The sequence below is a fragment of the Clostridium sp. 1001283B150225_161107_B6 genome (assembly GCF_015556325.1).
Taxonomy (GTDB): domain Bacteria; phylum Bacillota; class Clostridia; order Lachnospirales; family Lachnospiraceae; genus Enterocloster.
Genome location: NZ_JADNMD010000004.1, coordinates 296,498 through 309,571 on the forward strand (window position 1 = coordinate 296,498; position 13,074 = coordinate 309,571).

Here is a 13,074-nt window from a genome sequence, read left to right on the forward strand (position 1 = left end):
TATGGCACTTTTTGAAGGAGCAGGTGTAGCACTGGTAACCCCGTTTAAGGAAAACGGTGAAGTGAATTACGAAAAACTGGAGGAGATTGTAGAGGAGCAGATTGCAGGCGGCACGGACGCCATCATTGCCTGCGGCACCACAGGCGAAGCCTCCACCATGACCCATGAGGAGCATCTGGATGTAATTGAGTACATCTGCAGGGTGACAAAGAAGCGGATTCCCGTGGTTGCAGGAACCGGCTCCAACTGTACGGAGACAGCAATCTATCTTTCGGCAGAGGCTGAGAAGAGAGGGGCGGACGGACTTCTTCTGGTGTCCCCGTATTACAACAAAGCAACCCAGAAAGGACTTATGGCCCACTTTACAGCGGTTGCAGATGCAGTGAAGATTCCTGTTATCCTCTACAATATTCCTGGCAGGACAGGCGTCACCATTAAGCCTGAGACCATTGCGGCCCTGTGTAAGAACGTGGACAATATTGTGGGCGTAAAAGAGGCCAGCGGCAATTTTTCTGCCATTGCCACCCTTATGAGCCTGTCAGACGGAACGGTGGATTTGTACTCCGGCAATGACGACCAGATTGTTCCCCTTCTCTCGCTGGGAGGAAAGGGTGTTATCTCGGTGCTGTCCAATGTTGCGCCGCGCCAGACCCACGATATCTGCGCGTCTTATTTTGCAGGGGATGTAAAAACCAGCGCCAGCCTTCAGTTAAAGGCCATTCCGCTGATTACAGAGCTGTTCAGCGAGGTGAACCCCATTCCGGTTAAGGCGGCCATGAACATGATGGGAAAGGGCGTGGGCCCGCTGCGCATGCCTTTAACTGAGATGGAGCCCCAGAATCAGGAGAAGCTTAAGGCTGCCATGACAGCTTACGGCATCCTGTAGGGAAGGTTTCGGGAAAGGACGGTATAATACCAATGGTAAAGATGATAATGCACGGCTGCTGCGGGGCCATGGGACACGTAATCTCAGGGCTGGCGGCAGAAGATGAGGGAATCCGCATTGTGGCGGGCATTGACGTCCGGGAGGGGACGGATTTGGGATATCCCGTGTTCCCTTCCCTGGACCAGTGCGATGCAGAGGCGGACGTGATTGTGGATTTCGCGTCCCCAAAGGCAGTGGACGGGCTTCTGGCTTACAGCTGCTCCAGGCAGATTCCGGTGGTTCTCTGCACCACCGGGCTTTCGGAGGAACAGCTTGAGGCAGTGGGAAAGGCCAGTGAAAAGACAGCCATCCTGCGCTCCGCCAATATGTCCCTGGGAGTAAACCTGCTGCTTAAGCTGGTGGGGGAGGCAGCCAGGGTGCTGGCGGGCTCCGGCTTTGACATGGAAATCGTGGAAAAGCACCACAACCAGAAGGTGGATGCGCCCAGCGGCACAGCCCTGGCCCTGGCGGACTCCATGAACCAGGCCATGGACGGGCAGTACGCCTATACCTGTGACAGGAGCACCAGGCGTGAGAAGAGAAACCCTAAGGAAATCGGAATCTCGTCCGTCAGGGGCGGTTCCATTGTGGGCGAACACGATGTGATATTTGCGGGCAGAGACGAGGTGGTGACCTTCAGCCACACAGCTTATTCCAAGGCCATTTTCGCCAAAGGCGCCCTGGAGGCAGCCAAATTCCTGGCCGGAAAGGAACCCGGCATGTATTCCATGACAGACGTGGTGGGTTTATAACAGAAATTTCCAGAATATGCAGGATGTTCCACCATAATCCATTCTCCTAAAGCACATAATATAGGTAGAAAACGAAAGGAGAATGTCATTATGAAAAAAATCAGACCTGCAATATTTGCAATGCTGCTGCTCATCATGGTTATGTCTGTTACGGCCTGTGGAAGCAATAACTCCAATACACAGTCTTCAACAGGCGCCAGCCAGAACTCATCCTCAGCAGCCACTTCCACCAGTACCTCATCCCAGGAAACCACAGGGATGGAGACCTCTTCCATGGAAACGGAAGGGGACGGCATCATTGACGGACTTATGAATGATGTGGAAAAGGGCGCAAATGACGTTAAGAACGGCGTGGATGATATCACAGGCGAATCCAACACAGTCAATGAGAGCGGTACCAACAATACAACAGAGGCCAGATAGCGGATTGCTGTCAGGAGCCTGGATATGGACCCTTTCTATGCCGGGGACGGCTGGAGAGGGTCTATCTGCGTAAAAACCAGAAGATGCCTCTTGAAGAGCGCCCTGTTAAGGATTATAATCAGTTCATGGACAAACGGGGAAGGAGATTGATTGGGGTACATAAGCAGATATGGCCGCAGGAACACGATGCTGAGACAGATGCGAAAGAAGTCAGTGAAATCCTGGAGGGAGCGCTGTCCGTCTGTCAGGCGCAGGAAAGGCCGTGTAAGATTCGCCCTGTTCCTGTTGGCGGCCGGTATTACGGCCTGGGCAGGAACAGGCCGGTTCATTGTCAGGTGGGCCAGAGAGCAGATACCGCACCTGGAACGGATTGAGGAGAGCAGTCCGGTCCGGGCGGCTGACGGGAATGGGCCCGCAGCGGTGAAGCGCGGTCTTACCATCCGTCTGGATGAAAAGAAAATTCATATATTCCAGGTGGAGGAAGGGTATGAGGGCCCTTATGAGGACGGAGGCCAAGGGAGTGATTAGCGGGGCAAAGGACATTCATTAGGAATTTTAATGATTGCCATGCTTGTATTCAAAGACATTGTGTATTATAATTTCTTCTGAAATGGTATTCTTTTATAGCGTCAGCTTATAAATCTATATCGCAACCATACGAATATAAGAAAAGGACAGGTGGATACCCATGGAAAAGAAAGAGATGCTCTACGAAGGAAAGGCTAAGAAGGTTTACACAACGGAGGACCCGGACGTGTTAATCGTGTCCTACAAGGATGATGCAACTGCATTCAACGGTCTGAAAAAGGGAACCATTGTTGGAAAGGGCGCCATCAACAACCGTATGACCAACTTTATTTTCAAGAAGCTGGAGGAGAAGGGGGTACCTACCCACCTGGTAGAAGAATTAAATGACAGGGAGACAGCTGTGAAGAAGGTGGAGATTGTTCCGCTGGAGGTCATCATCCGCAATTACTCCGCAGGCAGCTTTGCCAAGAAGATGGGAATGGAGGAAGGCATCAGGTTCAAATGCCCGACCCTGGAATTCAGCTATAAGAACGATGACTTGGGCGACCCGTTCATCAACAGCTATTACGCCCTGGCCCTGGGACTTGCTACCCAGGAGGAGATTGACGATATCACAGAGTATGCATTTAAGGTGAACGAAGTGCTCCAGGAATACTTTGACGGACTCAACATTGACCTGATTGATTTCAAGATTGAGTTTGGCCGTTATCACGGCAAGGTGATTCTGGCTGATGAGATTTCTCCTGATACCTGCCGTCTCTGGGACAAGGATACCCATGAGAAACTGGATAAGGACAGATTCAGAAGAGACCTGGGCAATGTAGAGGACGCATACGAAGAAGTATTCCGCAGACTGGGTATCCAGTAGGCCGGACCGGGAGGTCTGACGCGGACAAATTAAGATACAACGCCTGGGCATGATTACCCAGGCGTTCCCTTCTTTGAGAAGGGAACAGATGCAGCGCTGTTATTTTTGCAGCGCGGTATGGAACTGGCAGCCTGACACACAGAAAGGACATGACTTCATGAATCAGAACCTGATGGATTTTGATATTGGGGCAGATAAACTGCGTGAGGAGTGCGGGGTTTTCGGGATGTATGATTTTGACGGGAACGATGTGGCCCAGGCCATATATTACGGTCTTTTTGCCCTGCAGCACCGGGGACAGGAAAGCTGCGGTATAGCGGTGAGCGACACAGAGGGACCCAAGGGGAAGGTAGCGGCCCATAAGGGGATGGGCCTTTGCAACGAGGTATTCACGCCGGAGGTACTGGAAGGATTAAGGGGCAATATCGGAGTTGGACATGTGCGGTATTCCACGGCCGGCAGCAGTACAAGGGAAAATGCACAGCCTCTGGTGCTCAACTATGTAAAAGGAACCCTGGGCCTGGCCCATAACGGGAACCTGGTCAATGCGCCGCAGCTGCGCCATGAGCTGGAGTACACCGGGGCCATTTTCCAGACTACCATAGACTCGGAGGTCATTGCCTACCATATTGCCAGGGCCAGGATAAACACCCGCAATGTGGAGAGCGCGGTGGCCGCAGCCATGAAAAAGCTGAGGGGAGCCTATTCCCTGGTAATCATGAGTCCCCGCAAGCTGATTGGAGCAAGGGACCCCTTTGGGTTCAAGCCCCTGTGTATCGGGAAACGGGATAACGCCTACATCCTGGCGTCAGAGACATGCGCCCTGGAAACCATAGGGGCTGAGTTTGTCCGGGATGTGGAGCCGGGAGAAATTGTGACCATCACGGCGGACGGCATTGCATCCAATAAGGAAATGTGCCTGCCGGACCCTTCCGGTGAAGCCAGATGTATTTTTGAGTATATTTATTTTGCCAGACCGGACAGTGTTTTTGACGGTGTCAGCGTTTACAGGGCCAGGGTTCAGGCCGGCCGGTTCCTGGCAATGGATTCCCCGGCGGAGGCGGACCTGGTGGTGGGCGTGCCTGAATCAGGCAACGCGGCGGCCCTGGGCTACGCCATGGAATCCGGGATTCCCTTCGGAACCGCCTTTGTAAAGAATTCCTATGTGGGAAGGACGTTTATCAAGCCAAAGCAGAGCAGCAGGGAGTCTGCCGTGCGTATCAAGCTCAACGTGTTAAAGGAAGCAGTGGCTGGAAAAAGGGTTATCATGATTGACGACTCCATTGTCCGGGGAACCACCAGCGCCCTGATTGTGAAGATGCTGCGGGACGCAGGCGCCAGTGAGGTTCATGTGAGAATCAGCGCACCGCCCTTTCTGCACCCCTGTTATTTTGGAACCGATATTCCGTCGGAGGACCAGCTCATTGCCCATGGAAGAACGGTGGACCAGGTGAGGGAAATTATCGGGGCGGACAGCCTTTCCTTCCTGAGGCAGGAGCGGCTGCCGCAGATGGCAGCTGAAAAGCCCATCTGCACCGCATGCTTTACAGGGGATTACCCCATGGAGCCGCCCTCCCAGGACATCCGGGGAAGCTATGAGAAATAGGCGGCGGGCATTTAAAAAAATATGGGTATGTGATATGATAGAACACATGAAATCAATGAATACGGAGGATATGACATGAGTGACCACGACAGATATGTAAGCCCTCTTTCCGAGCGCTATGCCAGCAGGGAGATGCAGTATATCTTTTCACCTGATATGAAGTTTTGTACCTGGAGGAAGCTCTGGATTGCGCTGGCTGAGACAGAGAAGGAGCTGGGGCTTTCCATTACGGACGAGCAGATTGAGGAACTGAAGGCCCATGCAGAGGAAATCAACTACGATGTGGCTAAGGCCAGGGAGAAGGAAGTCCGCCATGATGTCATGAGCCATGTCTATGCATACGGCGTGCAGTGCCCTAAGGCAAAAGGCATTATCCATCTGGGCGCCACTTCCTGCTACGTGGGAGACAATACGGATATCATCATTATGACCGAAGCCCTTAAGCTGGTGAGGAAAAAGCTGCTCAACGTACTGGCGGAGCTGTCCAAATTCGCTGAAACATACAAGGACCTTCCAACCCTTGCCTTCACCCACTTCCAGCCGGCCCAGCCCACCACCGTAGGCAAGCGCGCCACCCTGTGGATGATGGAGCTTAAGCTGGACCTGGATGACCTGGATTACCTCATTGGCTCCATGCGTTTGCTGGGGTCCAAGGGAACCACAGGCACCCAGGCCAGTTTCCTGGAGCTTTTTGACGGGGACCATGAGAAATGCCGCCGCCTGGATGCAAGAATTGCAGAAAAAATGGGATTTGACGGCTGTTACCCGGTATCCGGCCAGACCTATTCCCGCAAGGTGGACAGCCGTGTCATAAGCGTGCTGGCAGGCATTGCCCAGAGCGCGCACAAGTTCTCCAATGACATCCGCCTCCTCCAGCATCTGAAGGAAGTGGAGGAGCCATTTGAGAAAAAGCAGATTGGTTCATCCGCCATGGCCTATAAGCGGAACCCCATGCGCAGCGAGCGCATTGCCTCCCTGGCTGACTATGTGATGAGCGACATGATGAACCCCATGCTGGTGGCATCCACCCAGTGGTTTGAGAGAACCCTGGACGACTCTGCAAACAAGAGGCTGTCAGTGCCGGAAGGCTTCCTGGCAGTGGACGGCATCCTGGATTTGTACCTGAACGTGGTGGACGGCCTGGTGGTATATCCCAGGGTCATTGAAAAGCACCTGATGGCCGAGCTTCCCTTCATGGCCACAGAGAACATTATGATGGACGCTGTGAAGGCCGGCGGAGACCGTCAGGAGCTCCATGAGCGGATTCGGGAGCTGTCCATGGAGGCCGGAAAGAACGTGAAGGAAAAAGGGCTGGACAACAACCTTCTGGAGCTGATAGCAGCGGACCCGGCTTTTAATCTTTCCCTGGACGAACTGAAAAAGACCATGGAGCCTTCGCGCTATGTGGGCCGTGCGCCGAAGCAGGTGGAGGAGTTCCTGGAGGAGGTCATTCAACCGGTGCTTGAGGAAAATGCGGCAGTGCTGGGACTGACGGCTGAGATTAATGTCTGATATATATCAGGAGCAATAATAGGAACACTTTGTCCCCGCTTACATATGATGTATTAAAATCATAATAAGCGAGGTGAGGAAACGTGGCCCTTATAAATAAGCTTGATAATACCGCCAGTGTGACATATGCCGGTAATCCTGTCAACAGCAACGCTGTATCAACGGTTTTGCTTCTTGCCCCAACGCTGCTTAAAGCGGTAGACAAGCTTACCGCCAGTATTGGCGATACCTTAACCTATACGATTACAGTAACGAATGCGGGACTGAGCGCTTTGACAAACTTGCCGTTCACAGACACAATTCCGGCGGGCGCTGCATTTGTGACAGGTTCTTTTACCGTTAATGGCGCCGCCGCAACACCAACGGTTACCAGCAATACGCTGCACATATCATGAGCCTGTTATTTTCCTGGTCTGTCTTTTCAGGTATGAAAGCAGCTGTTTTGTAACATGGTCCGGCCGTGATATATTCAGTAATTCGGCACGCGTAAGTTCATATAGTATGTTTGACTGCTCTCCATAGATATTATATTTATGGGGAGCAAATTAATTTGGGAAGCTTGCCGTCATTATTTCAGTTTCACAATCCCTCTGTTTTATGCTATGATATCCATAACAGTTAATTCTGGACATGTTATCTTTCGATAAGGAGAACTTATGGATGAATGTGAATTTTGAGTACTATAAAGTATTTTACCACGTATGCGCCCACGGCAGCCTTACAGCCGCCGCCCAGGAGCTGTGTATCTCCCAGCCGGCTGTGAGCCAGGCCGTGCGGCAGCTGGAAAAGGAGGCCGGTACAAAGCTTTTTTTCCGTACGTCCAAGGGAGTGCAGCTGACCCGGGAAGGGGAGCTTTTGTACCACTATGTGAAGCCTGGGGTGGAGGAGCTTCTGGAAGGCGGGAAGATGCTGGAGCGGATGCTGAATATGGATGTGGGGGAGGTCCGGATTGGCGCCAGCGATATGACGCTGCAGTTTTACCTTCTTCCTTATCTGGAACAGTTTCACCGGGAGTATCCAAAGATTAAGGTGAATGTGACCAATGCGCCCACCCCTGAGACTATTAAAAGCCTGGAAGAGGGAAGAATTGATTTTGGGGTGGTGACCACGCCCTTTACCAGCAGGGGAACGGTTAAGCAGTTTCAGGTAAAGGCCATACGCAATGTCTTTATTGCAGGCAGCAGCTTCCGGGAATTGGATGGTCGGGAGCTGGAGTATAAGGAGCTGGAGGCATTTCCCTGCATAGCGCTGGAAAAAAATACAAGCACCAGAACCTTTATGGACGCCTTTCTGGCACAGCAGGGAACGCTGCTCAAACCGGAATTTGAGCTGGCTATCAGCGACATGATAGTACAGTTCGCCAGACGCAACATGGGAATCGGCTGTGTCATGGAAGGGTTTGCTGAAGCTGCCATAGACAGGGGGGAGGTGTTCCGCCTTAGGTTTAAAAAGGAGATGCCGCCCCGTCATATATGCGTGGTTACAGGGGAGTCCAGCCTGATTTCCATGCCGGGCCGCAGGCTGCTGGACATGATGGCCTGCGGACGGGCGGCAGCTGAGCATGATGGCCTGCGGACAGGCGGCAGTTGAGCATGGGGCAGGCAGCAGATAGTGTACAAGGGTCCTCCTTGGAAATGACATAAGTACTGCTTATGGAAAACATAATAAATAACGTCTTTACTTATGGTATAGGTTGTAGTAAATTAGGTAAGGATAAGATACACAGGAATGCGTGTCCATCCTTTCATGAACTGCAAATGAGCATTGGACGGGAAATACCCGAAGGAGGATTTTAGTATGGTCAGAGCAATTGTAGGTGCTAACTGGGGTGACGAAGGAAAGGGTAAGATTACGGATATGCTTGCCAAGGAGTCTGACATTATCATCCGTTTCCAGGGCGGAAGTAATGCAGGCCATACCATCATCAATGATTACGGCAAGTTCGCCCTTCATCTTCTGCCATCCGGCGTGTTTTACCAGCATACTACCAGCATCATCGGCAATGGAGTAGCCCTTAATATCCCATATCTGGTTCAGGAAATCGAAGCGCTGGTGGAGCGGGGCGTGCCCAAGCCCAGAATCCTGGTTTCAGACAGGGCCCAGATTCTCATGCCGTATCATGTGCTGTTTGACACCTACGAGGAAGCGCGTCTGGCCGGAAAGTCCTTTGGTTCCACCAAATCAGGCATTGCTCCCTTTTATTCGGATAAGTATGCCAAGATTGGTTTCCAGGTCAGCGAGCTCTTTGACCAGGAGCTGCTGAGGGAAAAGGCATACAGGGTATGTGAACTGAAAAACGTGATTCTGGAGCACCTGTACCATAAACCTCTTCTGGACCCCGAGGAAATCATAAAAGAGCTCCTGGGCTACCGGGATATGATTGAGCCGTATGTATGTGATACCTCCGCTTATCTCCATGAGGCCATTAAGGAAGGCAGGAACATCCTGTTAGAGGGGCAGCTGGGATCCCTTAAGGACCCGGACCACGGTATTTACCCAATGGTCACCTCCTCCTCCACACTGGCTGCCTACGGAGCCATCGGCGCAGGCATTCCTCCTTATGAGATTAAGGATATCACCACGGTGGTCAAGGCGTATTCCAGCGCAGTTGGCGCCGGCGCCTTTGTCAGCGAGATATTTGGAGACGAGGCAGATGAGCTGAGAAACCGGGGAGGCGACGGCGGAGAGTACGGCGCCACCACAGGAAGACCCAGACGTGTGGGCTGGTTCGATGCAGTGGCTACCAGATACGGCTGCCGGATTCAGGGCACCACGGAAGTGGCATTTACTGTGCTGGATGTGCTGGGCTATCTGGATGAAATACCGGTCTGCGTCGGATATGAGATTGACGGACAGGTCACCAGGGAATTCCCCACCACGGCTAAGCTTGAGAAGGCCAGGCCGGTTCTTACCAGACTGCCGGGCTGGAAGTGTGATATCCGCGGCATTAGGAAGTATGAGGACCTTCCGGAGAACTGCCGCAAATACATTGAGTTTGTGGAGAAGGAAATTGAGGCTCCTATCTCAATGGTGTCCAACGGACCGGGAAGAGACGACATCATTATGCGCAAATAAATATAGAACGATTGAAAACAGGACCCTTCGGCAGCTGCCGGCGGGTCCTGTTTTGGGTGCTTTATTCTGTAAACAGCCTCCTACATGGGCGGATTCTCGGTCAGCAGCTGGTGGAGAAAGGTGTTGATGACAGCCAGCTCCTCCTCCGTATATCCGCAGAGCAGGGAAGCCACGGTATCAGACCAGTCCTGGTCCAGCTTTTTGTGGAAGGCATAGGCCTTCATGCCCTCCTCGCTGAGGCTCAGGACAATTTCTCTCTGGTTCATGCTGGAGCGGTGCTTTTCCAGCAGGCCCAGCTTCACAAGGCGCGCCACCTGAAGGGATACGGTGGAGATGTTGGAGTCAGTGGACTGGGCAATGAGTTTCAGGTTGCACCTGGGATTGTCGCCAATCAAATTGATGATGGACATCTGGTCCACCCGGAGCATCTTATCGGTACCGTAGGTACGGAAGTCTTTGCCGTATTCGTACATCTGACGGTTATATTTCATGATTAATGATATGGTTTCCTGGATTCGATTCTTTTTTTCCATAATACCCCCGGTCATTTGATGATAAAACTGTACTCTTATTAGTATAAGGAAAAACAGGAAAGATTTCAACCCAATTTCATTACATATTCATAGGATGGCCTGTGTACATGGGCTGATGGCCATGCAGTTGTCATGTTTCAATGAGAAGAGGAAGGAAAAAACGCGGCGGAAATCAGGATATATACAACATGACTGATATATGGATGGGACGGATGGGAAACTGATGTAAATTTGCATAAAAAAATGTTGAAATATAGCGAAACTTATAGTATACTTCTAATTGTAAATAGTTTAATGGTTAAACAGTTTTAATATTAAAGTGTTTTGCCAGGGGAGAGCTGTTTGGCCGTATATCATTATGAATCACAGGAGGGAAGCGTATGTTAGTAACATCAGGATTAAGTTTCGTAGCAGCATTATTGGCAATTAACGCATTTGTGTTCTGGATTGTAAAGAAGTATCCCTTAAAGATTTATAAGTATCTGCCGCCGGTCATCATTGTCTTCCTGATTGTTGTATGCTGCAATACCTTTGGCATTTGGTCTTTCAGCAATAAGGCCATCAGTTCAATGAGAAGCAATATCCTGGAATACATGGTTCCCTTCATGGTATTCTGTATCGCGGTGCAATGTGATTTTAAGAAAATGGTAAAGATAGGCCCCAAGCTGCTGGCTGTATTTTTGTGTACCACCCTGAGCATCTGCGTGGGAATGGTGGTGGTGTATAAGTGTTTTGCAGGTCCGCTGGGACTGCAGCAGATTCCCCAGTCCTTCGGCACGTGGACAGCCAGTTTTACGGGGGGCATTGAAAACCTGTACGCGGTTGCAGGGGCAGTGGGGCTCAGCGATGAGAATCTGGCCAATGTACTGCTGCTGATTAACCTGATATTCCGTCCCTGGATGACCATATTGATTGTCATGGTCCCCTTTGCTGCCAGGTTTAATAAATGGACAGGCGGCAATCCGGAGGAAATCGATGTGATTGCATCCAGACTGGATGAGACTAAGAGGGAGAAACAGATTCCAACCTCCCTGGATTTGTTTATGATTCTGGGAGTGGGCCTTGTGATTGTTGCATTTGGTTTCCACATGGGCGGTTTTTTAGGGGAACTGGTGCCGGCCGTGCCTGCACAGGTGTGGCTGTATCTCCTGGTCACAGCCATTGGCGTCATCATCGGAACCACCACGGAATTCGGCTACATAAACGGTCTGGAGCTGATAGGGGGAACGCTGGCTGTCTTTGCCCTTTCCGTATCATCCTCCAATGTGGACTTAAAGAGCTTTGCCAATGCAGGCATCTTCTTCCTGTCAGGCATTACCGTACTCCTGATTCATGTCGTTATCATGTTCCTGGTGGCAAAGCTTATGAAGGTGGATTTGTGTACCCTGGGAATTGCCAGCATCGCCAACATCGGCGGCGTGTCCTCGGCTCCCGTGGTTGCGGCTGCCTATGGTAAATCCTATCAGTCCATTTCCGTGATTATGGCGGCCATTGGCTCCATGATTGGAACCTTTGTGGGTCTGGGGATGTGCAACCTGCTGATTATGTTGGGGTAGACAGGGGAGGCTTTCTGAGAGTATGATAGGGTACATCAGACAGGATGCACCCAGCGGGCATGCATCCAATTAATGATAAGTATCTAAGAAAGGTTGGTAAGAAAACATGTACAATTTTGACAAGGCATTTGACAGACACAATACGGAGGTGATTAAGTGGGACCGGCTGGAGAAGGATTTCGGCCGGAAGGACCTGATTCCCTTTGGAATCGCAGATATGGACTTTGAAACCCTGCCGGAAATCACACGGGCCCTGACAGACAGGGCGGAGCATCCCACCTATGGGTACACCTTCCCGTCGGAGGGGTACTATGAAAGCTTCATTGAATGGAACAGGACCCGCAATAACTTTGACATAAAAAAGGAGGAGCTGATTACCATTCCCGGCGTTGTCTGCGCCTGTTCCTTCATCATCTATGCCCTGACGGATAAGGGGGACAGGGTAATGGTGAGCACGCCGGTTTACGACCCCTTTTTCAAGGTGATTGAGCAGCAGGAGAGAACCCTGGTCGCTTCCTCCCTGAAACTTGCAGACGGGCGGTATGAAATGGACTTTGAGGACATGGAGGAGAAGTTTAAGGAGGGCGTAAAGCTTTTCATACTCTGCAGCCCCCATAATCCGGTGGGACGTGTGTGGACCATGGAGGAGCTGACCAGACTCAATGAATTGTGCAGCCGCTACCAGGTCCTGGTGTTTTCGGACGAGATACACTCCGACCTGATTTTCCCGGGTCATAAGCACATACCTTACCAGACGGTGAACCGGGATGCGGCAGGACGCAGCGTCATTGCCATGGCTCCCAGCAAGACCTTTAACATTGCCGGTCTAAAATCATCTATCCTGATTATCAAGAATCCGGAGCTGTACAACCGGGTGAACAAGGCAGTTACTGCGTTTCATGTGGGCGTGGACTTGTTTGGGCTTAAGGCATTTGAGGTGGCCTACCGCCACGGGGCAGCCTATGTGGATGAGCTGAATCAGTATTTATATGAGAATGCGCAGTTTGTGACGGAGTATGTAAAGGAAAACCTTCCTAAGGCAAAGACGTATGTGCAGGACGGAACCTATCTTATGTGGCTGGATTTCACAGCTTACGGATTAAGCCAGGAGGAACTTATGGAAAAGGTGGTGGGAGCCGGTGTGGCGCCGAATGACGGTTCCCATTACGGAAGGGAAGGAAACGGATTTATCCGTATCAATATCGGTACGCAGAGGGCTATGGTAAAGGAAGGCCTTGAAAGGCTGAAAACCATATTTGGCTGATTCTGTGCCGGAAGAACTGAGAGAGGAAGTGT

Annotated in this window: 13 protein-coding genes; 12 read left to right on the plus strand and 1 reads right to left on the minus strand. The window is 51.4% G+C overall.

Annotated features, from left to right (window positions below):
* Window position 1 precedes the first annotated feature (1 nt).
* The 10 genes from dapA to I2H39_RS12715 all read left to right on the plus strand — a co-directional run bounded on the left by dapA (window position 2) and on the right by I2H39_RS12715 (window position 9,689).
* The gene (gene dapA / locus I2H39_RS12670) at window positions 2-886 is read left to right on the plus strand and encodes a 4-hydroxy-tetrahydrodipicolinate synthase (protein ID WP_138311399.1); all 885 of its coding nucleotides are present in this window, start codon (window positions 2-4) and stop codon (window positions 884-886) included.
* Between the two features lie 32 nt (window positions 887-918).
* Window positions 919-1,677: a 4-hydroxy-tetrahydrodipicolinate reductase gene (gene dapB, locus I2H39_RS12675; RefSeq protein WP_195626625.1), complete on the plus strand. Its 759-nt coding sequence runs from the start codon at window positions 919-921 to the stop codon at window positions 1,675-1,677.
* Between the two features lie 90 nt (window positions 1,678-1,767).
* Window positions 1,768-2,100 carry a hypothetical protein gene (locus I2H39_RS12680; RefSeq protein WP_138311401.1) on the plus strand — a complete coding sequence of 111 codons (333 nt, stop codon included), beginning with the start codon at window positions 1,768-1,770 and terminating at the stop codon, window positions 2,098-2,100.
* A 198-nt stretch (window positions 2,101-2,298) separates the two neighbouring features.
* Window positions 2,299-2,628 carry a hypothetical protein gene (locus I2H39_RS12685; protein ID WP_243281801.1) on the plus strand — a complete coding sequence of 110 codons (330 nt, stop codon included), beginning with the start codon at window positions 2,299-2,301 and terminating at the stop codon, window positions 2,626-2,628.
* A 160-nt stretch (window positions 2,629-2,788) separates the two neighbouring features.
* A complete protein-coding gene (gene purC / locus I2H39_RS12690; RefSeq protein ID WP_138311403.1) occupies window positions 2,789-3,496 on the plus strand; it encodes a phosphoribosylaminoimidazolesuccinocarboxamide synthase in 708 nt (235 codons plus the stop codon).
* Window positions 3,497-3,653: 157 nt separating this feature from the next.
* Window positions 3,654-5,102, plus strand: a complete 1,449-nt coding sequence (purF, locus tag I2H39_RS12695) for an amidophosphoribosyltransferase (RefSeq protein WP_138311404.1) — start codon at window positions 3,654-3,656, stop codon at window positions 5,100-5,102.
* 75 nt (window positions 5,103-5,177) lie between these two features.
* Window positions 5,178-6,614, plus strand: coding sequence for an adenylosuccinate lyase (purB, locus tag I2H39_RS12700; RefSeq protein WP_195626627.1), 1,437 nt, complete (start codon window positions 5,178-5,180; stop codon window positions 6,612-6,614).
* 83 nt (window positions 6,615-6,697) lie between these two features.
* Window positions 6,698-7,009 (plus strand): DUF11 domain-containing protein, encoded by a 312-nt coding sequence (locus I2H39_RS12705; RefSeq protein ID WP_227146308.1) that lies wholly within the window; start codon window positions 6,698-6,700, stop codon window positions 7,007-7,009.
* Window positions 7,010-7,274: 265 nt separating this feature from the next.
* A complete protein-coding gene (locus I2H39_RS12710) occupies window positions 7,275-8,204 on the plus strand; it encodes a LysR family transcriptional regulator (protein ID WP_138311406.1) in 930 nt (309 codons plus the stop codon).
* A gap of 207 nt (window positions 8,205-8,411) precedes the next feature.
* On the plus strand, window positions 8,412-9,689 hold the full coding sequence (locus I2H39_RS12715; RefSeq protein WP_195626628.1) for an adenylosuccinate synthase: 1,278 nt from the start codon (window positions 8,412-8,414) through the stop codon (window positions 9,687-9,689).
* Window positions 9,690-9,769: 80 nt separating this feature from the next.
* Here I2H39_RS12715 and I2H39_RS12720 read toward each other — a convergent pair whose 3' ends face one another.
* On the minus strand, window positions 9,770-10,222 hold the full coding sequence (locus tag I2H39_RS12720) for a MarR family transcriptional regulator (RefSeq protein WP_138311408.1): 453 nt from the start codon (window positions 10,220-10,222) through the stop codon (window positions 9,770-9,772).
* Window positions 10,223-10,602: 380 nt separating this feature from the next.
* Here I2H39_RS12720 and I2H39_RS12725 point away from each other — a divergent pair, with 380 nt between their 5' ends.
* Entirely contained in the window at window positions 10,603-11,778 is a 1,176-nt protein-coding gene (locus tag I2H39_RS12725) for a DUF819 family protein (protein WP_138311409.1), read from the plus strand.
* Window positions 11,779-11,884: 106 nt separating this feature from the next.
* On the plus strand, window positions 11,885-13,042 hold the full coding sequence (locus I2H39_RS12730; protein WP_138311410.1) for a MalY/PatB family protein: 1,158 nt from the start codon (window positions 11,885-11,887) through the stop codon (window positions 13,040-13,042).
* The last annotated feature ends 32 nt before the right edge of the window (window positions 13,043-13,074 follow it).

What these genes read in the sequence shown, in the direction of transcription:
- dapB (WP_195626625.1), top strand. Translation starts at nt 919, where the DNA reads ATGGTAAAGATGATAATGCACGGCTGCTGCGGGGCCATGGGACACGTA.
- purC (WP_138311403.1), top strand. Translation starts at nt 2,789, where the DNA reads ATGGAAAAGAAAGAGATGCTCTACGAAGGAAAGGCTAAGAAGGTTTAC.
- I2H39_RS12730 (WP_138311410.1), top strand. Translation starts at nt 11,885, where the DNA reads ATGTACAATTTTGACAAGGCATTTGACAGACACAATACGGAGGTGATT.
- I2H39_RS12680 (WP_138311401.1), top strand. Translation starts at nt 1,768, where the DNA reads ATGAAAAAAATCAGACCTGCAATATTTGCAATGCTGCTGCTCATCATG.
- I2H39_RS12720 (WP_138311408.1), bottom strand. Translation starts at nt 10,222, where the DNA reads ATGGAAAAAAAGAATCGAATCCAGGAAACCATATCATTAATCATGAAA.
- purF (WP_138311404.1), top strand. Translation starts at nt 3,654, where the DNA reads ATGAATCAGAACCTGATGGATTTTGATATTGGGGCAGATAAACTGCGT.
- I2H39_RS12725 (WP_138311409.1), top strand. Translation starts at nt 10,603, where the DNA reads ATGTTAGTAACATCAGGATTAAGTTTCGTAGCAGCATTATTGGCAATT.
- dapA (WP_138311399.1), top strand. Translation starts at nt 2, where the DNA reads ATGGCACTTTTTGAAGGAGCAGGTGTAGCACTGGTAACCCCGTTTAAG.
- I2H39_RS12685 (WP_243281801.1), top strand. Translation starts at nt 2,299, where the DNA reads ATGCGAAAGAAGTCAGTGAAATCCTGGAGGGAGCGCTGTCCGTCTGTC.
- purB (WP_195626627.1), top strand. Translation starts at nt 5,178, where the DNA reads ATGAGTGACCACGACAGATATGTAAGCCCTCTTTCCGAGCGCTATGCC.
- I2H39_RS12710 (WP_138311406.1), top strand. Translation starts at nt 7,275, where the DNA reads ATGAATGTGAATTTTGAGTACTATAAAGTATTTTACCACGTATGCGCC.
- I2H39_RS12715 (WP_195626628.1), top strand. Translation starts at nt 8,412, where the DNA reads ATGGTCAGAGCAATTGTAGGTGCTAACTGGGGTGACGAAGGAAAGGGT.